The sequence below is a fragment of the Speluncibacter jeojiensis genome, assembly GCF_029589495.1.
GTDB classification, from domain to species: domain Bacteria; phylum Actinomycetota; class Actinomycetes; order Mycobacteriales; family Mycobacteriaceae; genus Speluncibacter; species Speluncibacter jeojiensis.
Window position 1 is genome coordinate 36,096 of sequence record NZ_JAAIVF010000008.1, and the last position, 21,919, is coordinate 58,014.

Sequence of the window (21,919 nt, forward strand, 5' to 3'; positions counted from 1 at the left end):
ACGTTCCATTTGGAACGGCCGCAACGCGAATCTCACAGGGAGTTTCAAGGATGTAAGTTTGGGCCGTAGTCCATTTGGGCACTACAATGTTCCAAATGGACACACAGCGGGAGTTGAGTGTTGACGCCGTGCGGGCCGCCATCGGCACCGAACTCCGGGTGCTGCGCGCGCGTCAGGACCTGAGTCGAGAGCAGGTCGTCGAGGCCACCGGCATCAGCCTTTCCGCAATCCGGCGACTTGAGAAGGGTCTACGGGACCTTGACATCCCGCAGCTGATCGCCCTAGCGGACGTACTCCAGACAACGCCGGCAGCGTTCATGGAGGCTGTCCAGAACGCGCTCACTCGGGCCGGCGAATAGACGCGGGCACTGGGTGACCTCGCGAAGCGAAATCCGGTGCGCGGCTGACGAGGTGATGATGTCGTTCACCGTGATGTCGTCGATCAGTGCGGGGATCTCATCGCGACCGATCCCTCTGTCACCCGCCACATGGTCGCACCACATCAGATCGGTCCCCGACGTCTGCATCGCCACACCACTCTCCTATCGGCCGTTCGGTAGCAAAGGACAGTAGCGCGGTGGTGTGACACCTCACAGAGGTGAGGGTAAGTCGGGCTATTCATCGACCGACATGATCTCGCTGAGCGGGACACTTGGTCGCGTGAGCAATCACAACCAGTCGATGCGCACGAACTCTGGCCGAAACACCTTGCCCCGCGGCTGCCGGCAGATCCGCACCGTCGCCAGCGACCGTACAACCTCGCGGCGGGTGACGATCGACATCCCATCCCACCGGCCGCGCGCTGTCGGGCCGAGGAGTTCGAGCACAAGCGGTGACACCGTCGACTGCGCTCGCCGCTCGGCAGCGAGAATCTGCGGCAGCAGCTTCGCCTCGATCCGAGCTAGCGCGGCCGGCGACAGTGACCCATCGGCGGCCTGATCGACGAACCCGTCCAGGCGGGCCCGCAGCGTGCGGGCCTCGATGAGCGCGTCGGCCGGGCCCGTCGCCTCGAGCTCGTCGGGCGCCGATAGCGATTCACACCTGCGCAGGATCACCTCGGTCACCAGCATGTCGACCGGCTCCATCTTCCGGCTGACGCACCGGTCCTCGCACACGTACGAGCCGCCACCGTTGGACTTCATGCGCCACACGTACTTTCCGCACTCGTCGCACGTCGCGATTCCGGTCAGCAGGTGCTTCGGCTCGACGCCGCGGTGCGTCTTGCGGCCCGGCGCATCGAGCAGTGTGCACAGTCGCATGTGGTCGTCGCGCGTGATCAGCGGCTCCCACTGGCCTTGGGTCAGCTCACCATGATGCGATCTGAGGCCGGCATAGGTTGGTCGGCGGATCATGTCTTTGACCTGCTGTGGCCGCCAGGTTTCCCCGCCCGTGGCCGTCGGAACTCCACGCGCGGTCAGATCCCGGGCAACCGACCAGATGGAGTCGCCGGCTAACAGTCGGTGCGCGACCTCGCGGACGACCGCGGCCTGGTTCTCGTGCGGGACCCGCTCGACGATCCGGCCGGTGGTGATGTCGCGGACCGCGCGGTAGCCGTAGGGGATTTTCCCGTGTGGCTTGCCGGCGGCAGCGTCGGCCCGCAGTGCGCGCAGCACTCGCTCGCGGATCTTCTCCGCCTCGTTCTCGGCGAGCAGCGCGTCGAGGCCGGTGCGGAACCGGTCCTCGCCGCGGCGCAGGTCAAAGGTGTTGCCGGAGTAGGACCACAGAACGCCGCGCTCGGCGCACAGCTCCCGCAGCGCGACGTACGCGGCGAGGTCACGTTGTGCGCGCGACGCCTCCCAGGTGACGAGGATGTCGCCGGCCTGCAGGGCATCGGCGAGACGCTCATACGCTGGTCGGGCCTTGCCGGAATGGCGGCTCGCGCCGATGTCGTTGTCGGTGAGGACTTCCGAGACCTGCCAGCCCTCGCGGGCGCAGACCTGGCGGCATTCCGCCTCTTGCTCGGCGACGGACCTGCCCCGGCCTGTAGGGTCAGACGACACTCGGCAATAGATGATCGCCTTCATGCCGCACGACCGTACACGGTCGGCTACGCTTCATGACTCAGTAGAGCCACCCCATCGTGAATCCGGCCCATTCGCCGATGCCGATGCGGGCGTACTCCGAGAACGAACCGCTCGCCGGGACCGCGGCCCCCATCTCGCCGAGCATGCGCATCACCGAGATCACGATCAGCCCGGCGATCAGGTACGAGATCAGGACCGCGGGGCCGGCCTTGGCGATGCCGACCCCGGTGCCGAGGAACAACCCGGCGCCGATGGCCGAGCCCAGGCCCATCATCGTCAGGTGCCGGACCTTCAGCCCGTTGCCGAGCGGTGCCGGGACGCCGTCCGGACGTGCGCCGTCGGGACCGGTGGTGTCGGGTCCGGTCACCTGCGATGGGTTCATGCGTTTCTCAGTCGGGGTCGGGTCGTGCAGAGTCAGTCGTTGGCGTGCAGGGCGGCGTTGAGCTCGATGCCGGTGCCCGCCTTGGCGACCACCTCGACACCACCGGTCAGTGAGTTGCGGCGCAGCAGCATGTTGGAGCGGCCGCTGAGGTCCTTGGCCTTGACGACGGTGCCGTCCGGGCCGGTGACCTTGGTGCCGGCGGTGACGTACAGGCCGGCCTCGACCACGCAGTCGTCGCCGAGGGAGATGCCGATGCCGGAGTTGGCGCCGAGCAGGCAGCGCTCGCCGATGGAGATGACCTCCTTGCCGCCGCCGGAGAGGGTGCCCATGATCGACGCGCCGCCGCCGACGTCGGAGCCGTCCCCGACGACCACGCCGCCGGAGATCCGGCCCTCGACCATCGAGTTGCCCAGCGTGCCGGCGTTGAAGTTGACGAAGCCCTCGTGCATGACGGTGGTGCCCGACGCGAGGTGCGCGCCGAGGCGCACCCGGTCGGCGTCGCCGATCCGGACGCCCGACGGCACCACGTAGTCGACCATCCGGGGGAACTTGTCGACGCCGTAGACCGTCACCGGCGCGTGCGCGCGCAGCTTGGCGCGGACGGTCTCGAAGCCCTCGACCGCGCAGGGTCCGTAGTTGGTCCACACCACGTTGGCGAGCAGCCCGAACATTCCGTCGAGGCTCAGTCCGTGCGGGCGGACCAGCCGGTGCGAGAGCAGGTGCAGTCGCAGGTAGAGGTCGTGGGTGTCGGCCGGGACGTCGGCCAGCGAGGCGATGGTGGTGCGCACCGCGACCTTTTCCACGCCGCGGTTGGCGTCGGTGCCGACCAGTGCGGCGAGGTCGGCGGGGATGTCGGCGGCCTCGAGCCGGACGGTTCCGGCCGGGCCGAACTCGCCCAGCGCGGGCGCCGGATACCAGGTGTCGAGGACGGTGCCGTCCGTGGTGATGGTTGCGATGCCTACGGCTTGTGCTCCGGTGGTCTGTGCGCTCACGACCGTCCAGGCTACCGGCGCTCCGCGCCCGTGCGCACTTTGCGTGGGCCCGACCCCGCATCGCACTCACAGGCCGCGCAGCGGCCTAGGCTCGGCCGGGTGAGCATCGCACTGGATCTGAGCGCCGACCCGATCGAGCTGACCGCCGCGCTGGTGGACATCCCCAGCGTCTCGCAGGACGAGGCCGTGATCGCCGACGTCGTCGAGGCGGCGCTGCGCGAGCAGACCACCGGGTTCGAGGTGATCCGCAGCGGCAATGCGGTGCTGGCACGCACGAACCGCGGGCTGCCGACCCGGGTGATGCTCGCCGGCCACCTCGACACCGTCCCGATCGCCGACAACGTGCCGAGCCGCCGGGTCCGCGGCGACGACGGGGCGGAACTGCTCTACGGCTGCGGCACCGTCGACATGAAGTCCGGGGACGCGGTGTTCCTGCACCTGGCCGCGACCGTCGCCGACCCCGCCCACGACCTGACCCTGATCTTCTACGACTGCGAGGAGATCGCCGCGAAGTTCAACGGTCTCGGCCGGATCGAACGCGAACTGCCCGAGTGGTTGCGCGCGGACGTGGCGATCCTCGGCGAGCCGTCGGGCGGGTTCATCGAGGCGGGGTGCCAGGGCACCCTGCGGGTGCGGCTGACCACGGCCGGCACCCGCGCGCACTCGGCGCGGTCCTGGCTGGGCGACAACGCCATCCACAAGCTGGCCCCCGCACTGGAGCGGCTCTCGGCGTACACGGCGCGGCAGGTCGACATCGACGGGTGCGTCTACCGGGAGGGGCTGCAGGCGGTGCGGGTGGCCGGCGGAGTGGCCGGCAACGTGGTCCCCGACGCCGCCGAGATGGACGTCAACTTCCGCTTCGCGCCGGATCGCCGCGCCGAGCAGGCGTACGCCCACGTGCTCGAGGTGTTCGACGGACTGGACCTGACCGTGGAACCGACCGACTCGGCTCCGGGCGCGCTGCCCGGGCTGGCCGACCCCGCCGCGGCCGCGCTGATCGAGGCCGCGGGCGGGCGGGTGCGGGCCAAGTACGGCTGGACCGACGTTTCCCGATTCGCCGCGCGCGGCATCCCCGCGGTCAACTACGGCCCCGGCGACCCCAACCTGGCGCACAAGCGCGACGAGCACGTCCCGGTCGCCCAGATCACCGACGTCGCCGCCGTGCTGCGCGCCTATCTGACAGCCTGATTCCGCGCACCCGATAGCCTCGTGGCCATGGCACCAGAGCGGAATTCGCGACCACCGATCCGACACCGCGGTCCGGTGATCATGCGCGGCGAGCGCACCGCCGAGGACACCACCACCGACCAGCGGCTGCTCGATCAGCGCGGTCCGGCCGACTGGGTGCACAACGACCCCTGGCGGGTGATGCGGATCCAGGCGGAGTTCGTCGAGGGCTTCGGCGCACTCGCCGAGGTGCCGAACGCGGTGTCGATCTTCGGATCCGCACGCACGCACCGAGACTCCCCGGACTACGAGCAGGCCCGGCGCCTCGCCGCCAAGCTCGCCGAGGCCGGCTACGCCGTGATCAGCGGCGGCGGCCCCGGCATCATGGAGGCCGCGAACAAGGGCGCCTGCGACGCGTCAGGCTATTCGATCGGGCTGGGCATCGAGCTGCCGTTCGAGCAGGGCCTCAACGAGTGGGTGGACCTCGGCATCAATTTCCGGTACTTCTTCGTTCGCAAGACGATGTTCGTCAAGTACTCGCAGGCGTTCGTGTGCTTCCCCGGCGGCTTCGGCACCCTCGACGAGCTGTTCGAGGCGCTGACACTCGTGCAGACCGGCAAGATCACCCGTTTCCCGATCATCCTGTTCGGCTCGCAGTTCTGGTCGGGTCTGACTTCGTGGATCGAGAACTCGCTGCTCGAGAGCGGGAAGATCGCACCGGCGGACGTCGGCCTGCTGCACGTGACCGACTCGGTCGAGGACGCGGTGCAGGTGATCCTCGACGCGGAGACCACCCGCCATCGCCGGGCCGCGGAGCAGGCGGCGCAGCTGGCCGCGCAGCAGGCGTCCGAGAAGGCGACGGAACTGTGGTGACCCGCAGGTCGTGGTCGGTGTGCGTGTACTGCGCGTCCGGCCCGGTGACAGCCGAGTACGAGGAACTCGCCGCCGCCGTAGGCGCGGAGATCGGCCGCCGCGGCTGGACGCTGGTCTCCGGCGGCGGCCGGGTCTCGATGATGGGTGCGGTCGCGCGCGCCGCCCGCGAGGCCGGCGCCCGCACGGTCGGGGTGATCCCGCGCGGGCTGCTCGACCGCGAGGTCGGCGACGACGACGCCGACGAGCTGCTGGTCACCGAGACCATGCGTGAGCGCAAGGAGCTGATGGACGCGCACGCCGACGCGTTCCTGGCGTTGCCCGGCGGACTGGGCACGCTCGAGGAGCTGACCGAGGTGTGGACCTCCGCCTACCTGGGCATGCACGACAAGCCGGTGGTCATGCTCGATCCCGTCGGTCACTATCGGGGACTGCTGGACTGGCTCGGCGGGCTCGTCCCGACGGGGTTCGTCACGCAGGCCTCGCTGGACCGGCTGCCGATCGCGACGGCCGTCGTCGAGGCGCTCGACCGCTGCGCGCCGGTGGGGGAGCCGCAGCCGTGACCGAATCGAAGCGGCCCGAGCCCACCCTGTGCGGCCGACCGGTCCCGACCGACCGCGCACTGGTGATGGCCATCCTCAACCGCACCCCCGACTCGTTCTACGACCGGGGGGCCAACTTCACCGATGAGGCGGCGCTGGCCGCTGTGCACCGCGCGGTCGACGAGGGCGCGGATCTGGTCGACGTCGGCGGCGTCAAGGCGGGCCCCGGCAGCGAGGTCGACGTGCACGAGGAGTGCGACCGGGTGGTGCCGTTCGTCGCCGAGGTGCGCCGGATGTACCCGGAGCTGTTGATCAGCGTCGACACCTGGCGCGGTGAGGTGGCCCGCGAGGCCTGCGCGGCCGGGGCCGACCTGATCAACGACACCTGGGCCGGAGCGGATCCGCATCTGGTCACGGTGGCCGCCGAATGCGGTGCGGGACTGGTGTGTTCGCACACCGGTGGGGCGACGCCACGGACGCGGCCGCATCGGGTGCGCTACGCGGACGTGGTCGGCGAGGTGGTCGCCGACCTGACCACCGCGGCCCGGCGGGCCGAGCAGGCCGGCGTCGCGCGCGACTCGATCCTGATCGATCCGACGCACGACTTCGGCAAGAACACCTTCCACGGGCTGGCGCTGCTGCGCCGCGTGGATGCGTTGGTGGACACCGGGTGGCCGGTGCTGATGGCGTTGAGCAACAAGGACTTCGTCGGCGAGACGCTGGGCACCGGGCTCGAGGACCGGCTCGAGGGCACGCTGGCGGCGACCGCACTGGCCGCCGCCGCCGGCGCGCGGATCTTCCGCGTCCACGAGGTCGCCCAGACCCGACGGGTGGTGGACATGGTCGCGTCGATCGTCGGCACCCGCGCGCCGGCCCGCACGGTTCGGGGGCTGGCGTGAGCGGACAGGGCATCGCGACCTGGGATCGTCCCGGATGGTCGGTGGCCGAGTTGGTCGCCGCCAAGCGGGGGCGCACCGTATCGGTCGTGTTGCCGGCGCTGAACGAGGAGGCCACGGTCGCCGGCGTCATCGACTCCATCGCGCCGCTGCACGGCGGACTGGTCGACGAACTGGTGGTGCTCGACTCCGGCTCGACCGACCGCACCGCCGAGCGGGCGCGGGCGGCCGGTGCGCGGGTGGTCGGCCGCGAGGAGGCCGTCCCGGGGCTGCCGACCCGGCCGGGCAAGGGTGAAGCGCTGTGGCGTTCGCTAGCGGCCACCACCGGCGACCTGATCGTGTTCATCGACTCCGATCTGATCGATCCGGATCCCGCGTATGTGCCGAACCTGTTGGGGCCGCTGCTGACCGTCGACGGCATGCACCACGTCAAGGGGTTCTACCGGCGACCGCTGCGGATCAACGAGACCGAGGATCCGCGCGGCGGCGGCCGGGTGACCGAGCTGGTGGCGCGGCCGATGCTGGCGGCGCTGCGACCCGAGTTGACCGGGATCCTGCAGCCACTCGGCGGTGAGTACGCGGGCACCCGTGAGCTGCTGTGCTCGGTGCCGTTCGCGCCCGGCTACGGGGTCGAGATCGGGCTGCTGCTCGACACCTTCGCGAAGTTCGGGACCTCCGGTCTGGGGCAGGTGAACCTGTCGGTCCGCAAGCACCGCAACCGCGACCTGATGGACCTCGGGGTGATGAGCCGCCAGATCATCGGAACGATGTTGCGGCGCTGCGGCATCGACGATTCCGGCGCAGGGGTGACGCAGTACTTCCCGACCGCCGGCGCCGACGGTGACGAGTCGTTCACGCCGCGCACCACCGACGTCGACCTGGTGGACCGGCCGCCGATGGACACCCTGCGTCCGCGTCCCTGAGCGCCGGTTGTCGGGGGTCCGTGACACCATCGACGCATGGTCACGGTTCTGCTCTACGTCGTGGTGGTCGCGCTCGTCGCCGGCCTGCTGTTCGTGGTGGCCTCGTACGTCTTCGGACGCTCGGAGGAGCTGGCGCCGATCCCGGTGGGGATGACGGTCACCAAGCTGCCCCGTGTGGACGTCACCGGTGCGGACGTCCGCGCGCTGCGCTTCCAGCAGGTGGTGCGCGGCTACAAGGCCGCCGAGGTGGACTGGGCGCTGGACCACCTCGCCGGCGAGATCGACCAATTGCGCACCGAACTCGCGCGGGTGGAGGCACACGCGCTCTCGCTCGAGGCCGAGGCCGAGGCCGAGGCCGCCGGTCGACGGGACGAGGACCGATGAGCGAGCCGTACGCCGCCGCGGCCATCGAGGGCGGGCCGGTCGCCGGGGCGGATGCGCTGGTGCGTTGCCCGTGGGCGGCGGGCTCGCAGCTGTACCGCGAGTACCACGACACCGAGTGGGGCCGGCCGCTGCACGGCCGCGACGCGCTGTACGAGCGGCTGTGCCTGGAGGCCTTCCAGTCCGGGCTGTCGTGGATCACCATCCTGCGCAAGCGCGCCGCGTTCCGCGCCGCCTTCGACGGCTTCGATCCGGAAGTGGTCGCCGGGTACGGTCCGGCGCAGATCGACCGGCTGCTCGCCGATGCGACGATCGTGCGCAACCGCGCGAAGATCGAGGCGTCGATCGCCAATGCGCGCGTGATCGTGGAGATGGACGAGCCGGGGCTCGACGCCCTGCTGTGGTCGTTCGCGCCCACCGGCGCGCGGCCCCGGCCCACCGCGGTGGCGGAGGTCCCCGCGGTCACCCCGGAGTCGACCGCGATGGCCCGCGAACTCAAGCGCCGCGGGTTCCGTTTCATCGGTCCCACCACGGCATATGCACTGATGCAGGCCACTGGGATGGTCGACGATCACCTGGCCGGATGCTGGGTCGGCGACGCGTCCGAGGCCGGCAAAGCGGCGTCAGCTTTCCGACGTACCGGGCGATAGGGAACAATGGACGGCGGAGCCGCCGCAGTGCGGCTCCGGAACACACAACGGAAAACAGACCAGGCCACGAGCGACAAGCTGGCCAGAGCAGATCTGGAGGGAGCACACGATGGCGGCCATGAAGCCCCGGACCGGTGACGGTCCCCTCGAAGCGACCAAGGAGGGACGCGGCATCGTCATGCGGGTCCCGCTCGAGGGTGGAGGCCGGTTGGTCGTTGAGCTCACCCCGGAAGAGGCTGCGGCACTCGGGGAAGAGCTCAAGGGTGTGACCAGCTAGTCGACTCGATTGCGAGTCCGTCCGGGACCCCGCTCGCCGATCGTTCGGCGGGCGGGGTCCCGGTCTCTGTGAAGAACCCGTGAGGTGGAGGGTCCCGATGCTGAGCGACGCGCTCGACGTGCTCGCCTGCCCGCTCTGTGCGGGTGCGCTGGAACTGGACGGGCGGACGCTGGCGTGCGCGCTCGGCCATCGCTTCGACGTCGCCCGCCAGGGTTATGTGAGCCTGCTGGCCGCGCCGACCAAGTTCTCCGGCGACAGCGCCGACATGATCGCGGCCCGTGAGCGCTTCCTCGGGTCCGGGCACTTCGCGCCGCTGATCGACGCGGTGGCCGCCGCCGTGGGGTCCGCGTCCGCCGGTCCGGTCGTCCTCGAGGTCGGCGCGGGTACCGGGCACTATCTGGCCGCGGTCCTCGACTCCGTTCCGGACGCCCGCGGTGTCGGCATCGACGTCTCCAAGTACGCCGCGCGCCGCGCCGCCCGCTGCCACGCCCGGGCGGCCTCGGTGCTGGCCGACGTATGGGACCGGCTTCCGGTGCGCGACGGCGCCGTGGACGTGGCGCTGTCGGTCTTCGCCCCGCGCAACGCGGCGGAACTGCAGCGCCTGCTGGCGCCGCGCGGGGTGCTCGTGGTGCTCACCCCGACCACCGGCCATCTGCGGCAACTCGTCGACGGCCTGGGTCTGGTGCACGTGGACGAGCGCAAATCCCAGCGCCTCGACGAGACACTGTCCGGCCGCTTCGAGCGACTGGAACGGCGCCGGGTCGAATTCTCGATGACGTTGTCGCACAATGACGTCGAGGCAGTCGTCGCGATGGGGCCGTCGGCTCGGCACCTCGATGCGAAGCGGCGCGCCGAGGCGATCGCCGCGCTGCCCGAGCCGCTGAGGGTCGACGCCTCCGCGGAGGTCGCGGTGTACCGCCGGCGGGACGCCGCCGCCGGTGACGTTCAGCCGGCGCAGACGCGCTCGTAGATATCCAGCGTCCGGCGGGCGATCCGCGACCACGAGAAATGGGCGATCGCGTGGGCGCGTCCGGCGTCGCCGAGCCGGCGCGCGCGGTCGGGCTCGAGCACCAGCGCGTTGACCGCGTGCGCCAGCCCCGACTCGAATGCCTCGGGGTCGGATGCGTTGTAGTGCACCAGGATTCCGGTCCGCCCGTCGGCGACGACCTCGGGGATTCCGCCGACGTCGGAGGCCACCACCGCGGTGCCGCAGGCCATCGCCTCCAGGTTGACGATGCCCTGCGGTTCGTAGACGGACGGGCACACCAGCACCGTCGCCGCGGCGAGGATCTCCCGGATGTCCTCCGAGGGCAGCATGTCGCGGATCCAGTGCACCCCGGACCGGACGACGTGCAACCGCGCGACCGCGGCCTCGATCTGCGCCCCGAGCTGCGGTGTGTCGGGCTCGACCGCGCACAGTACGAGCTGGACCGACGGCGCGAATCGGTGCGCGGCGGCGAGCAGGTGCCACAACCCCTTCTGCCGGGTGATGCGGCCGACGAAGGCCACGATCGGCCGGTCGGGGTCGACGCCGAGTTCGTCGAGCACGGACGGGCCGCCCAGGCGCGGGCCGGGCCGGAACACGTCCGTGTCGACCCCGTTCGGGATCACGTGGACCCGCCCCGGGTCGATCGCCGGGTAGGTCTCGAGCACGTCGGACCGCATCCCGGAGCTGACCGCGATGACGGCGTCGGCGTGCTCCATCGCCTCCCGTTCGGACCACGAGGAGATGCGATACCCGCCGCCGAGCTGATCGGCCTTCCACGGTCGGCGCGGTTCGAGCGAATGGGCTGTCAGCACGTGCGGGACCCCGTACATCAGCGCACTGAGGTGCCCGGCCATGCCGCTGTACCAGGTCTGCGAGTGGACGATGTCGACCCCCGCCGCGGCCTGGACCATCCGCAGCTCGGCGGACAGGGTCTGCAGCGCCAGGTTGGCGTCGGCGAGCGCCGGGTCCGGGGTGACCGCGAGCGCCTCGGCCCGCGGCGCGCCGATGCAGTGCACGTCGACCTCGCAGAGCAGGCGTAGATTGCGGACCAGCTCGGTGACGTGCACTCCGGCGCCGCCGTACACGTCGGGCGGGTATTCCCGCGTCATCATCGCCGCCCTCATCCAGCACACGCTAGTGACCGCCGGCGCCCGGTGCCAACGGCGGGCCGTCGTGTCACGGCTGGTGAACGGGCCGGACGGCCGATAGGTTGGAATCGTGAGGAGGCAGCCGCACGTCCTCGGGATCGTCCTCGCCGGCGGGGAGGGCAAACGTCTGTATCCGCTGACCGCGGACCGGGCGAAGCCGGCGGTGCCGTTCGGCGGCGCCTACCGGCTCATCGACTTCGTGCTGAGCAACCTGGTCAACGCCGGGTATCTGAAGATCTGCGTGCTCACCCAGTACAAGTCGCACTCGCTGGACCGGCACATCTCGCAGACCTGGCGGCTGTCCGGGCTGTCCGGCGAGTACATCACCCCGGTGCCCGCGCAACAGCGGCTGGGACCGCGCTGGTACACCGGCAGCGCCGACGCCATCTTCCAGTCCCTCAACCTCGTCTATGACGAGGATCCCGAGTACATCGTCGTGTTCGGTGCGGACCACGTCTACCGGATGGATCCCGAGCAGATGGTCGCGCACCACATCAACTCGGGCGCGGGCGTGACGGTCGCCGGGATCCGGGTCCCGCGGGCCGAGGCGCGGGCCTTCGGCTGCATCGGCGCCGACGACTCGGGGCGGATCACCGGCTTCCTCGAGAAGCCGCTGCACCCGCCCGGTACCCCCGACGACCCCAACACGACCTTCGCGTCGATGGGCAACTACGTGTTCACCTCGAAGGTGCTGGTCGACGCGATCCGCGCTGATTCGGAGAACTCCGACTCCGATCACGACATGGGCGGGGACATCATCCCCGCGCTGGTCGACGCCGGTCACGCCGCCGTGTACGACTTCGCGGACAATGCCGTGCCCGGGGCGACCGGCCGTGATCGCGGCTACTGGCGCGACGTCGGCACCATCGACGCGTTCTACGAGGCGCACATGGACCTGGTCTCGCCGCGGCCCGTGTTCAACCTCTACAACCAGCGCTGGCCGCTGCGCGGCGCCACCGAGAACCTGCCCCCGGCGAAGTTCGTCGAGGGTGGGCTCGCGCAGGAGTCGGTGGTCGGCGCCGGCAGCATCATCTCCGCCTCGACCGTGCGCAACTCCGTGCTCAGCGCCAACGTGCAGGTCGCCGCGGGGGCCAGCGTGGAGGGCAGCGTGCTGATGCCGGGGGTGCGGATCGGCCGGGGCGCGGTCGTGCGACACGCGATCCTCGACAAGAACGTGGTCATCGGCGAGGGCGCCATCGTCGGGATGGACCACGAACTCGACGCCGAACGCTTCTCGGTCAGTGCCGGCGGGGTCGTCACCGTCGGCAAGGGCGTGTGGGTCTGACCGGCCGCCGCCTGCCGGCTGCGACGGCGTGCGTCAGCGGCGCACCGCGCACAGCAGCCCGTCGCCGAGCGGGAACAGCAGCGGGAGCAGTTCCGGGTTTTCCGCCACCAATCGGGTGGCCTCGCGCGCGGCGACGGTCTCCGGATCGCGCTGCGCGGGGTCGGTCACCCGGCCGCCGCGCTGCGCGCCGTGCACGACCAGCGCACCGCCGGGACGAAGCAGCCTGATGCCCTCGGCCACGTAGCGCGGGTGGTCGATCGGGGCGGCGTCGACGAACACCAGGTCGTAGGAGTCGTCGGCGAGCCGCGGCAGGACCTCCAGCGCGTGCCCGTTGATCATCCGCGCGCGCGAGGCTGCCACGCCCGCACCCAGGAACGCGCGCTTGGCGGACCGCTGGTGCTCGGGTTCGATGTCGATGCTGGTCAGCACGCCGTCGGGCCGCATCCCACGGAGCAGCCACAGTCCGCTCACCCCGGCGCCGGTGCCGATCTCGACGACCGTCCGCGCGTCGAGCATGCGGGCGAACATGCTCAGTGCGATGCCGGTGGACGGACCCACCGCGTCGATGCCCAGGTCCGCGGACCGTTCCACCGCCTCGGCGAGGGCGGAGTCGACGGCATCGGTCGCCCCGCGGCCGTCGGACTGCGACCGGTTCCAGGTCGCGGCGAACTTCTCGGCGTGGGTGAGCATGGCTTCGGCATCGTTCGACACGACGTGCAGATTATCGTTCCCGCCGCGCTGGCGCGCCATGGCACGCGCGCCGCCGCACTTCTCAGGCTCTGCTCAGACTTCTCATAGTGTCGGCTCACCTCGGCAGGAGAGAGTGAGGGCGTCGATGATCGGCCGGCCGCGCGACTCGTCGATCGGGGATCGTTCCCAGCCGGGAACAAACCGCTGCATCCTGGCGTTCGTCCAGGAGACAATGGTTGTTCCGGTCTGGTCACTCCGGTCTGAAGTGACCTGCGCGGCCATGAGCAGGAGGCACACACCATCTCGTTGCAGACCGCCCACCGCACCCCCGCCGACCGACCGCTGTCCGCACCCCGAATCGAGGAGGGTGGCGCGATGAAGAACCAGTCAGGCCCCGAACTCTCCGCTTCCGACGCCGAACCCGCCGTGGCCGAGCCGCTCGGCGGCACCGCGGCCTTCGACGCGAGCGGCGACCGCAGCGTCATGCCCAGCTGGGAGGAGCTGGTGCGCGAGCACGGCGACCGGGTCTACCGGCTGGCGTACCGGCTCGCGGGCAACGCGCACGACGCGGAGGACCTCACCCAGGAGACGTTCATCCGGGTGTTCCGGTCGTTGTCGAGCTACCAGGCCGGCACCTTCGAGGGCTGGCTGCACCGCATCACCACCAACCTGTTCCTGGACATGGTGCGCCGGCGCAACCGCATCCGCATGGAGGCGCTGCCGGAGGACTACGACCGGGTGCCGGCGACGGATCCGGATCCCGAGCAGATCTATCACGACGCGAACCTGGACCCGGACCTGCAGCGCGCGCTGGACGCACTGGCGCCGGAGTTCCGTGCCGCGGTGGTGCTGTGCGACATCGAGGGTCTGTCCTACGAGGAGATCGGCACCACGCTGGGCGTCAAGCTCGGTACCGTACGCAGTCGGATCCACCGCGGTCGGCAGGCGCTGCGCGAGCACCTGGCCGCGGCGGGCAAGATGGAGTCACGACAGGTAGGTGTGGTCGAGTGAGTCTTCGCCCCGCGGGCGAAGACTCGCGGGCTCGGTCGCGCCGGTGTGCCGCCGCGGCGGGGACCGGACAGACGGGTACTCGACAGGACCGTGCAGCAGTTGAGGAGGTAGGGATGTTCGAGCCGCAGCGTCCGGGGCGGCGCTCGTCAGCTCGCCGGTCGTCCTTCGTGGCGCAGCCGGTGTCCCCGCCGCCCGTGCGCCGGTTCGGTTCCACCGAGCATCTGGCGACCGAGGCCGTCGCGGCATACGTCGACGGCGAGTTGCGGATGTCGGCGCATCTGCGCGCCTCGGCCCACCTGGCCGCCTGCCCCGAGTGCTGCGCCGAGGTCGACGCGCAACGGCAGGCGCGGTCCGCGTTGCGGCAGGCGGACCCGGTCACGATGCCCGCGGCGCTGCTGGGCCTGCTCACCGACATCCCGCAGCACCAGTCGCTCGACGACGTCCCACCGGATTCGGCAGGTCTGGGGATCCACGGTAGGCCGTGGCTGCGCCGGCGGCGTCACTGACGGCGCGTGGCGGTCGGTTGTCGTGACCGAGCGTGGATACTGGTCGGCGTGACCGACGTCTACGAGGGGTGCGCGAGCGCGTGAATTCGGAAACCTCCAGTGAGCCCGTGCCCGGCGGTCCCGACCGTCCCCGGCTCGACCCGCGGCCGCTGCGACGGCCACACGTCGACGATGCGTCCGCTCACGCGTTCTCCCGGCCCCAGGGCGCGCCGGGGCTCGCCCGCCCGGACGGCGCCGAGCGCGGCGACGGGCGGCCCGAACCGCAGCCCGCGGCGCCTGATCCGGTGCTGGCGGAGGCGTTCGGCCGTCCCGCCGATGCCCCCACGTCGCTGCAGCGCGACCCCGACGCGGCCGCGGGGGCGCCGCCGCCGGTGCCGGAACAGTCCGATCCCTGGCGGGACCCGGAGGCGGCGGCGAGCCTGGGGCGCCCGGCAGCCGCGCCCCACGCCGTTGCGTCGTTGCCGCCCGGGCCGAAACTCGGTGTGCGCGAAGTGCTCTTCGGCGGCCGGGTGGCACCGAAGGCGCTGGCGGTGCTGGCCGCGCTGGCATTGGTCATCGGCGTCGCCGGCGGCCTGATCGGCCGGGTCACCGGCGAGGTCTCACAGTCGTTGACCAGCTCGAAAGTGCAACTGTCCCAGTCTTCCCCGGTTCAGGACCGGGCGGTCGGGCAGTCCATCCAGGTGGCGAACGCGGTGCTGCCCGCGGTGGTGGCGGTGCAGGTCACGCTCGGCGACCAGGACGGCACCGGCTCGGGCGTGGTCATCGACGGCAAGGGATACATCGTGACCAACAACCATGTGGTCTCGATGGCGGCGAACAATCCCGGCAGCGCGGTGCTGCAGGTGGTCTTCAGCGACGGCACCACCGTCCCGGCCCGGGTGGTCGGGCGCGACACCAAGACCGACCTGGCGGTGCTCAAGGTCGACGGCGTCGACAACCTCAAGGTCGCCGAACTCGGCAACTCCGACGCGGTCCAGGTCGGCGAGGACGTGGTGGCGGTCGGCTCGCCGCTGGGCCTGAACCGTACGGTCACCAAGGGCATCGTCAGCTCGCTGCACCGGCCGGTGCGGCTGTCCGGCGAGGGCACCGACACCGACGCCGTGATCGACGCCATCCAGACCGACGCCGCGATCAACCCCGGCAACTCCGGCGGCCCGCTGGTCGACGCCCACGGGCAGGTGATCGGCATCAACTCGGCGATCCGCACCCTCGGGCAGGACGGCAGCGGCTCGATCGGGCTGGGCTTCGCCATCCCGGTCAACGAGGTCGTCCGGGTGGCGCAGCAGCTGATCCGCACCGGGCAGATGCACCATCCCGAGATCGGGATCAACGCGCGCAGCGTGAGCAACGACCGAGTCACCGGCGCCCAGGTGGCGAACGTCGTGGCCGGCGGGGCGGCGCAGCAGGCGGGTGTGGTCGAGGGCGACGTCATCGTGAAGGTCGGCGACCGGACGGTCTCCAGTGCGGACGAACTCGTCGTGGCGGTGCACCAACTGCAGATCGGCAAGCCGGCGCCGCTGCAACTGGTGCGCGACGGCCGCACCGTCGACCTCACCGTCACCCCGAAGTCCGACTGACCAGGGCGACGAGCCCAGAGTAGGATGTCCGCGTGTTCGGCAACATCGGTTGGGGCGAGTTCGGGATCCTCATCATCGCAGCCTTGGTGATCCTCGGTCCCGAGCGGCTTCCTGGCGCGATGAGCTGGGTGTCCAAGTCGCTGCGGCAGGTCCGCGACTACGCGGCCGGCGCCCAACAGCAGCTCAAGGACGAGCTGGGACCCGAGTTCGACGACCTGCGCAAGCCGCTGGCCGACCTGCAGCAACTGCGGGGCATGTCACCGCAGGCGATGATCACCAAGCATCTGCTCGACGGCGATGACTCGCTGTTCACCGGCAACTTCGACGGCTCCGCACCGTCATCGTCCGGCCCGCAGCCCCCGTCGGTCACGCCCGCCGTCACCCAGGCGCAGCCGCCGCGGGAGGAGCCGCAGCTCGGCATCGGGGAACGACCCCCGTACGACCTCGACGCCACCTGAGCGGCGCCACTGATCGACGGCGGTCTCAGCCGGCCTCGCGCCCCGACCGCGCGTCCCGTAGAATGCCGCGGACGAAGTCGACCGCCAGCATGATCGCCTCGCGTGCCTCGGGCAGCGCGGCGCCGAAGGCGGGGAAGGCGTGGATCTGGCCTGACCACACGTGCGTCTCGACGGTCCGGCCGGCCGCCGCGAGCCGCTCGGTCATGTCCTCGATGTCCGGGTACAGCGCTTCGTCGTCGCACGCGGTGAAGAACACCGGGGCGTACACCTGACCGACGGCGTCGAGAACGCTCACGTTGCCCTCGAGGGTGCTGCCGGCGGGGAGCCAGAACGGACGCAGCCGGGTGATCCGGCGCAGCGGCAGGTAGGCGTCCCGCTGCCGCGTCGCGCGCGCCCACTTTTCTGGATCCTGGTCGGGGAACAGGCTCAGCTGCGGCGAGAATCCCAGCACGGCCAGCGGTTGCTGGAGCCCGCGCTCCGTCGCGAGTTCCGCGACCTTCACGGACAGGTATCCGCCGGCGGAGTCGCCGGCCACGACCACGCGGGTCGGGTCGGGACAGGTGTCGAGCACCCGCTCGTAGGCGGTCATGGCGTCGCGCACCGAATCGGCGACCGAGCCGTTGGGCACCTGCGTGTACTCGGCGGAGATCACGGTCGCGCCGCTGCGCTCGGCCAGCAGTGCGCACGCGCCGCGGTGCGTGCCGATCCCGCCGAGGACGAACGCACCGCCGTGGAAGTAGAGGACCGTGGTGTCCTCCAGCGGCAGGGTCGGCCGGCGATGCGAGGTGACCACCTCGGCGGGGATGCCGCGCAGGGTGGTCTTGCGGTAGTCGCACCCCTCCGGCCGCCACACCGCGGTGGCCAGCGAATCGATGTGCCGCAGCGTCCCGACCCCGCCGGGGGTCAACGGCCACAGCCGGAACACCGGCTTGAGCACGGCCCGCGCCGCCGTCCGCATGGCCCGCGACTGGGCGCTGGTGCTGCGGTGGAAGTGGATCGGGCCGGGTTGTGCGCGGCGGCGGCCGCGCCCGCCGGTCACAGGTGACGGGTGGTGTCGATGCCCAGGGACATGCCCGCGAGCCCGCGGGAGCGCACGGCCAACTTGTTGGCGATCTCGGTGAGCGCGGTCCCTGCCGCCGACTGGGGGGCGCTGAGCACGATCGGCGTGCCGTCGTCGCCGGCCTCGCGCAGCGCGGGATCGAGCGGGACCTGACCGAGCAGTGGCACGGTCGCGCCGACCGCGCGGGTGAGCCGCTCGGCGACCGCCTCGCCGCCGCCGCTGCCGAACACGTCCATCCGGCTGCCGTCCGGCAGTTCCAACCAGGACATGTTCTCGATGACCCCGGCGACCCGCTGACGGGTCTGCAACGCGATCGCGCCGGCCCGCTCGGCGACCTCCGCGGCCGCCTGCTGCGGGGTGGTGACCACGAGGATCTCGGCGCCGGGGATCAACTGCGCCACCGAGATGGCGATGTCGCCGGTGCCGGGCGGCAGGTCGAGCAGCAGCACGTCCAGGTCGCCCCAGAACACGTCGGCGAGGAACTGCTGCAGCGCGCGGTGCAGCATCGGCCCGCGCCACACGACCGGGGTGTTGCCCTGGGTGAACTGGGCGATCGAGATCAGTTTCACGTCGTGCGAGACCGGCGGCATGATCATCCGCTCGACCTGCGTGGGCTTGGCGTCGGTGCCGAGCATGCGCGGGATCGAGTGGCCGTAGATGTCGGCGTCGAGCACGCCCACGGACAGCCCGCGGGCGGCCATCGCGGCGGCCAGGTTCACCGTCACCGATGACTTGCCGACCCCGCCCTTGCCGGACGCGACCGCGTAGACGCGGGTCAGCGAGCCCGGCTGGGCGAACGGGATGATCGGTTCGGCGGAATCGCCGCGCAGCGACTTGCGCAGGGCGGTGCGCTGCTCGTCGTTCATCACGTCGAGATCGACCTTGATCGCGCCCACACCGGGCACGTCGGCGACCGCGCGGGTGACCCGCTCGGTGATCTCGGTGCGCAGCGGACAGCCGGCCGTCGTCAGGTAGACGGTGATGTCGACGGCCCCGCCGGGGTGTACGTCGATGCTCTTCACCATGCCGAGCTCGGTGATCGGCTTGCGGATCTCGGGGTCGTCTACCTTGGCCAGAGCGGCGCGGATCGCTGACTCGGTCGGGCCGGGTTCGTTGATTTCGGACATCGACCTCGATGATAGTGCGTGTAACCGGCCGATCACCGGTCGAGCCGGGAGCGGGCTGTTACGGGTGCCGGGTCGCGGTGCCCTCGCCGGCGTCGGGGGACGGTTCGTCGAGGTGCGCGGCCAGCAGCTCGCGCAGGTCGTCGAGCTCGCGACGCAGGTAGTCGCGGGTGGCCACCTCGCCGACTGCGATCCGCACGGCGGCCAGTTCGCGGGCCAGGAACTCGGTGTCGGCCTTCGTCTGCGCCGCGCGCGAGCGGTCCTCCTCCAGGGCGACGCGGTCGCGGTTTTCCTGCCGGTTCTGGGCGAGCAGGATCAGCGGTGCCGCGTAGGCCGCCTGGGTGGAGAAGGCCAGGTTGAGCAGGATGAACGGGTACGGGTCCCAGCGCAGCCGCACGGCGAACACGTTGAGCGCGATCCAGGCCGCCACGATGACCGTCTGGATCAGCAGGTATCGACCCGTGCCGAGGAAGCGGGCGATGTCCTCGGTGACGCGGCCCGCGGCCTCGGGGTCGAAGCTGAGCCGGAAGCGGCGTCCGGTGCGCGGGGTGTCCATCCGCGAACGCGCGGACGAAGCGGAACGGTCGCTCATCGTCGATCACCTCCGTGCCTGGGGTGGGCGGCCAGGTCGTCCTCGTCCTCGTGTTCGCGCCAGTCCTCGGGCAGCAGATGGTCGAGCAGGTCGTCGACAGTCACCGCGCCGAGCAGGTGGTGCTGTGCGTCGAGCACCGGGCCACAGACCAGGTTGTAGGTGGCGAAATATCGGGTGACCGCGGTGATCGAGTCCTCCGGTTGCAGGCTGGGCAGATCGGTGTCGAGGATGCCGCCGACCAGGCTGGCCGGCGGTTCGCGCAGCAGGTGCTGCAGGTGCACGCAACCGAGATACCGTCCGGTCGGGGTCGCGGTCGGCGGGCGCACCACGAACACCGTCGACGCCAGCGCGGGAGTCAGGTCCGGGTTGCGCACGCGGGCGAGCGCCTCGGCGACCGTGGTGCTCGGGTTGAGGATCACCGGTTCGGGGGTCATCAGACCGCCGGCGGTGTCGGGGGAGTGGGTCAGCAGCCGGCGCACCGGCTCGGAGTCCTCGGGGTCCATCAACTGCAGCAGCGACTCGGCCTCGGCGTCGGGCAGCTCACCGAGCAGGTCGGCGGCGTCGTCGGGATCCATCGCCTCGAGCAGGTCCGCGGCGCGCTTGTCGCCGAGATGCATCAGCAGGTCGGTCTGGTCGTCGGCCGGCAACTCCTGCACGACGTCGGCGAGGCGTTCGTCGTCGAGCGCGGCGGCCACCTCGTGCCGGCGCTTGTCGGGCAGTTCGCGGATGGAGTTCGCGACGTCGGCGGGACGCATCCCCTCGAACTGCATGAGCAACTGCGCCACGCCCTGGCCGGGCAGCGAGAGCGTGTACTGGTTCAGCCCGTGCACGTTCTCCCAGTCGGCGACCTGGATCGCCGAGCGTCGACCCAGCCGTCCGCGATGTCCGCGCACCGCGACCCGGGAGACCACCCAGTCGCGGGTGCGGGTCAGTTCCAGACCCAGGTCCACGACCACCGAGTCCACGTCGGCGAGCTCGGGGTGCTCCGGGTCGTCGATGCGGACCTTGCTGTCGAGGACCTGCGCGAACGCGAGGGTCTCGGCGGGACGCTGGTTGAACCGGCGCAGCGATACGTTGCCGGTGGTCAGCGTGACCGCGTTCGGCTCGATCGCGGTCACCCGCAGGATCGGCACGAAAATCCTTCGCCGCGTGACCATTTCGACGACGATGCCGAGGACGCGCGGGGGCTGACGGCCGAACCGGATGGCGAGGACGATGTCGCGGACGCGCCCGATGGACTCGCCGTCCGGGCCGAGGACGACCAGACCGGCCATCCTCGCCGCGTACACCTTGCTCACCGCTGCCATGGCTGAAAGGCTAGAGCCTCGGTTGTGCGCCCGGGAAATGAACGGGTGGTGAGCGTGCGCACGTCGTGTGCGCGGGATCGGAGGAATCGGTGACGGGTGGTCAGGCGCGTGCGCGTCGGTCGGTGCTGGCGGTGCCGGGCAGCAGCACCAAGATGATCGCGAAGGCGCGCACGCTCGCCGCCGACGAGATCTTCCTCGACCTCGAGGACGCGGTCGCGCCGATCGCCAAGGAACAGGCGCGCGCGACGGTCGTCGCCGCCCTCAACGAGGGCGGCTGGGGCTCGAAGATCAAGGTCGTGCGTGTCAACGACTGGACCACCGAGTGGACCCACCAGGACGTCATCGAGGTCGTCACCGGTGCCGGTGAGCACCTCGATGCGATCCTGCTGCCGAAGGTCACCGAGGCCGCCCAGGTGCAGGCCCTCGACCTGCTGCTGACCCAGTTGGAGAAGCGCTGCGGACTGCCCGTCGGGCGGATCGGCATCGAACCGCAGATCGAGAACGCGCCGGGGCTGACCAACATCGACGCGATCGCGACCGCCAGCGGCCGGGTGCAGACGCTGGTGTTCGGTCCCGCGGACTTCATGGCCAGCCTGAACATGCGCACGCTGGTGGTGGGGGAACAGCCGGAGGGATACGACACCGGCGACGCGTACCACCACATCCTGATGACGATGCTGATCGCCGCCCGCGCCCACGGGCTGCAGGCGATCGACGGTCCGTACCTGCAGATCCGCGACGTCGAGGCGTTCCGGCGGTCGGCCGCCCGCACCGCCGCGCTCGGGTTCGACGGCAAGTGGGTGCTGCACCCCGGGCAGATCGACGCGGCCAACGAGATCTTCAGTCCGCGCCAGGCGGACTACGACAAGGCCGAGATGATCCTCGACGCCTACGAGTTCCACACGTCCGCGGCGGGCGGCGCACGCGGCGCCGTGATGCTCGGCGACGAGATGATCGACGAGGCCAGCCGGAAGATGGCGCGGGTGATCGCGGCGAAGGGTCGTGCCGCGGGGATGGCGCGCACCACGACGTTCACGCCGTAGCCGCCGGCCGGCGGATCGGGCGAAAC

The 21,919-nt window shown here is 71.0% G+C and carries 24 protein-coding genes and 1 pseudogene; 16 read left to right on the forward strand and 9 right to left on the reverse strand.

Features of this window, described 5'->3' with window-relative positions; genetic code table 11:
• Nucleotides 1-95: 95 nt before the first annotated feature.
• Nucleotides 96-359 (forward strand): helix-turn-helix domain-containing protein, encoded by a 264-nt coding sequence (locus G4X40_RS20570; RefSeq protein WP_277835319.1) that lies wholly within the window; start codon nucleotides 96-98, stop codon nucleotides 357-359.
• 309 nt (nucleotides 360-668) lie between these two features.
• On the opposite strand, the gene G4X40_RS20575 is transcribed toward G4X40_RS20570, so the two are convergent.
• The 3 genes and pseudogenes from G4X40_RS20575 to dapD all read right to left on the reverse strand — a co-directional run bounded on the left by G4X40_RS20575 (nucleotide 669) and on the right by dapD (nucleotide 3,398).
• Nucleotides 669-2,024: a recombinase family protein gene (locus tag G4X40_RS20575; RefSeq protein ID WP_277835321.1), complete on the reverse strand. Its 1,356-nt coding sequence runs from the start codon at nucleotides 2,022-2,024 to the stop codon at nucleotides 669-671.
• Between the two features lie 40 nt (nucleotides 2,025-2,064).
• Nucleotides 2,065-2,298, reverse strand: a pseudogene (locus G4X40_RS20580) (amino acid permease); the annotation flags it as partial.
• A 140-nt stretch (nucleotides 2,299-2,438) separates the two neighbouring features.
• The gene (gene dapD, locus G4X40_RS20585) at nucleotides 2,439-3,398 is read right to left on the reverse strand and encodes a 2,3,4,5-tetrahydropyridine-2,6-dicarboxylate N-succinyltransferase (RefSeq protein ID WP_277835323.1); all 960 of its coding nucleotides are present in this window, start codon (nucleotides 3,396-3,398) and stop codon (nucleotides 2,439-2,441) included.
• Between the two features lie 105 nt (nucleotides 3,399-3,503).
• Here dapD and dapE point away from each other — a divergent pair, with 105 nt between their 5' ends.
• The 9 genes from dapE to G4X40_RS20630 all read left to right on the forward strand — a co-directional run bounded on the left by dapE (nucleotide 3,504) and on the right by G4X40_RS20630 (nucleotide 10,074).
• The gene (dapE, locus tag G4X40_RS20590; RefSeq protein ID WP_408642269.1) at nucleotides 3,504-4,586 is read left to right on the forward strand and encodes a succinyl-diaminopimelate desuccinylase; all 1,083 of its coding nucleotides are present in this window, start codon (nucleotides 3,504-3,506) and stop codon (nucleotides 4,584-4,586) included.
• Nucleotides 4,587-4,613: 27 nt separating this feature from the next.
• Nucleotides 4,614-5,438 carry an LOG family protein gene (locus tag G4X40_RS20595; RefSeq protein ID WP_277835327.1) on the forward strand — a complete coding sequence of 275 codons (825 nt, stop codon included), beginning with the start codon at nucleotides 4,614-4,616 and terminating at the stop codon, nucleotides 5,436-5,438.
• On the forward strand, nucleotides 5,435-5,998 hold the full coding sequence (locus G4X40_RS20600) for an LOG family protein (protein WP_277835329.1): 564 nt from the start codon (nucleotides 5,435-5,437) through the stop codon (nucleotides 5,996-5,998). The genes G4X40_RS20595 and G4X40_RS20600 overlap by 4 nt, the downstream gene beginning before the upstream one ends.
• 65 nt (nucleotides 5,999-6,063) lie before the next feature.
• Nucleotides 6,064-6,876 (forward strand): dihydropteroate synthase, encoded by an 813-nt coding sequence (gene folP, locus G4X40_RS20605; protein ID WP_277835695.1) that lies wholly within the window; start codon nucleotides 6,064-6,066, stop codon nucleotides 6,874-6,876.
• Nucleotides 6,873-7,796 carry a glucosyl-3-phosphoglycerate synthase gene (locus G4X40_RS20610; protein WP_277835330.1) on the forward strand — a complete coding sequence of 308 codons (924 nt, stop codon included), beginning with the start codon at nucleotides 6,873-6,875 and terminating at the stop codon, nucleotides 7,794-7,796. The genes folP and G4X40_RS20610 overlap by 4 nt, the downstream gene beginning before the upstream one ends.
• Before the next feature lie 36 nt (nucleotides 7,797-7,832).
• Nucleotides 7,833-8,180 carry a DivIVA domain-containing protein gene (locus G4X40_RS20615; RefSeq protein ID WP_277835331.1) on the forward strand — a complete coding sequence of 116 codons (348 nt, stop codon included), beginning with the start codon at nucleotides 7,833-7,835 and terminating at the stop codon, nucleotides 8,178-8,180.
• On the forward strand, nucleotides 8,177-8,827 hold the full coding sequence (locus tag G4X40_RS20620; protein ID WP_408642263.1) for a DNA-3-methyladenine glycosylase I: 651 nt from the start codon (nucleotides 8,177-8,179) through the stop codon (nucleotides 8,825-8,827). The genes G4X40_RS20615 and G4X40_RS20620 overlap by 4 nt, the downstream gene beginning before the upstream one ends.
• Before the next feature lie 109 nt (nucleotides 8,828-8,936).
• Nucleotides 8,937-9,104 carry a DUF3117 domain-containing protein gene (locus G4X40_RS20625; protein ID WP_003936084.1) on the forward strand — a complete coding sequence of 56 codons (168 nt, stop codon included), beginning with the start codon at nucleotides 8,937-8,939 and terminating at the stop codon, nucleotides 9,102-9,104.
• A 97-nt stretch (nucleotides 9,105-9,201) separates the two neighbouring features.
• Complete coding sequence (locus G4X40_RS20630) at nucleotides 9,202-10,074, forward strand: putative RNA methyltransferase (RefSeq protein ID WP_277835332.1); 873 nt, start codon at nucleotides 9,202-9,204, stop codon at nucleotides 10,072-10,074.
• Here the strand turns inward: G4X40_RS20630 and glgA are convergent.
• Complete coding sequence (glgA, locus tag G4X40_RS20635) at nucleotides 10,050-11,216, reverse strand: glycogen synthase (protein WP_277835333.1); 1,167 nt, start codon at nucleotides 11,214-11,216, stop codon at nucleotides 10,050-10,052. The genes G4X40_RS20630 and glgA overlap by 25 nt on opposite strands.
• A 94-nt stretch (nucleotides 11,217-11,310) precedes the next feature.
• Between glgA and glgC the strand changes: the two genes are divergently transcribed.
• Nucleotides 11,311-12,525: a glucose-1-phosphate adenylyltransferase gene (glgC, locus tag G4X40_RS20640; protein WP_277835334.1), complete on the forward strand. Its 1,215-nt coding sequence runs from the start codon at nucleotides 11,311-11,313 to the stop codon at nucleotides 12,523-12,525.
• Between the two features lie 33 nt (nucleotides 12,526-12,558).
• On the opposite strand, the gene G4X40_RS20645 is transcribed toward glgC, so the two are convergent.
• The gene (locus G4X40_RS20645) at nucleotides 12,559-13,236 is read right to left on the reverse strand and encodes an O-methyltransferase (protein ID WP_277835335.1); all 678 of its coding nucleotides are present in this window, start codon (nucleotides 13,234-13,236) and stop codon (nucleotides 12,559-12,561) included.
• Nucleotides 13,237-13,521: 285 nt separating this feature from the next.
• Here G4X40_RS20645 and sigE point away from each other — a divergent pair, with 285 nt between their 5' ends.
• From sigE to tatB, 4 genes are all read left to right on the forward strand, one after another.
• On the forward strand, nucleotides 13,522-14,226 hold the full coding sequence (sigE, locus tag G4X40_RS20650; RefSeq protein ID WP_408642264.1) for an RNA polymerase sigma factor SigE: 705 nt from the start codon (nucleotides 13,522-13,524) through the stop codon (nucleotides 14,224-14,226).
• A gap of 113 nt (nucleotides 14,227-14,339) precedes the next feature.
• Nucleotides 14,340-14,732 (forward strand): cupin domain-containing protein, encoded by a 393-nt coding sequence (locus tag G4X40_RS20655; RefSeq protein WP_277835337.1) that lies wholly within the window; start codon nucleotides 14,340-14,342, stop codon nucleotides 14,730-14,732.
• Between the two features lie 80 nt (nucleotides 14,733-14,812).
• Nucleotides 14,813-16,309, forward strand: a complete 1,497-nt coding sequence (locus tag G4X40_RS20660) for a S1C family serine protease (protein WP_277835338.1) — start codon at nucleotides 14,813-14,815, stop codon at nucleotides 16,307-16,309.
• 32 nt (nucleotides 16,310-16,341) lie between these two features.
• Complete coding sequence (gene tatB, locus G4X40_RS20665; protein ID WP_277835339.1) at nucleotides 16,342-16,767, forward strand: Sec-independent protein translocase protein TatB; 426 nt, start codon at nucleotides 16,342-16,344, stop codon at nucleotides 16,765-16,767.
• A 25-nt stretch (nucleotides 16,768-16,792) separates the two neighbouring features.
• Here tatB and G4X40_RS20670 read toward each other — a convergent pair whose 3' ends face one another.
• Genes G4X40_RS20670 through G4X40_RS20685 form a run of 4 tightly spaced genes read right to left on the reverse strand, consistent with a single transcriptional unit; the run spans nucleotide 16,793 to nucleotide 20,850 of the window.
• Entirely contained in the window at nucleotides 16,793-17,806 is a 1,014-nt protein-coding gene (locus G4X40_RS20670) for an alpha/beta hydrolase (RefSeq protein ID WP_277835340.1), read from the reverse strand.
• Nucleotides 17,803-18,954, reverse strand: a complete 1,152-nt coding sequence (locus tag G4X40_RS20675; RefSeq protein WP_277835341.1) for an Mrp/NBP35 family ATP-binding protein — start codon at nucleotides 18,952-18,954, stop codon at nucleotides 17,803-17,805. Before G4X40_RS20675 ends, G4X40_RS20670 begins: the two co-directional genes overlap by 4 nt.
• Before the next feature lie 58 nt (nucleotides 18,955-19,012).
• Nucleotides 19,013-19,543, reverse strand: a complete 531-nt coding sequence (locus G4X40_RS20680; RefSeq protein WP_277835342.1) for a DUF1003 domain-containing protein — start codon at nucleotides 19,541-19,543, stop codon at nucleotides 19,013-19,015.
• Entirely contained in the window at nucleotides 19,540-20,850 is a 1,311-nt protein-coding gene (locus tag G4X40_RS20685; RefSeq protein WP_277835344.1) for a magnesium transporter MgtE N-terminal domain-containing protein, read from the reverse strand. The genes G4X40_RS20680 and G4X40_RS20685 overlap by 4 nt, the downstream gene beginning before the upstream one ends.
• 89 nt (nucleotides 20,851-20,939) lie before the next feature.
• Here G4X40_RS20685 and G4X40_RS20690 point away from each other — a divergent pair, with 89 nt between their 5' ends.
• Nucleotides 20,940-21,893 (forward strand): HpcH/HpaI aldolase/citrate lyase family protein, encoded by a 954-nt coding sequence (locus G4X40_RS20690; RefSeq protein WP_277835345.1) that lies wholly within the window; start codon nucleotides 20,940-20,942, stop codon nucleotides 21,891-21,893.
• Nucleotides 21,894-21,919 lie beyond the last annotated feature (26 nt).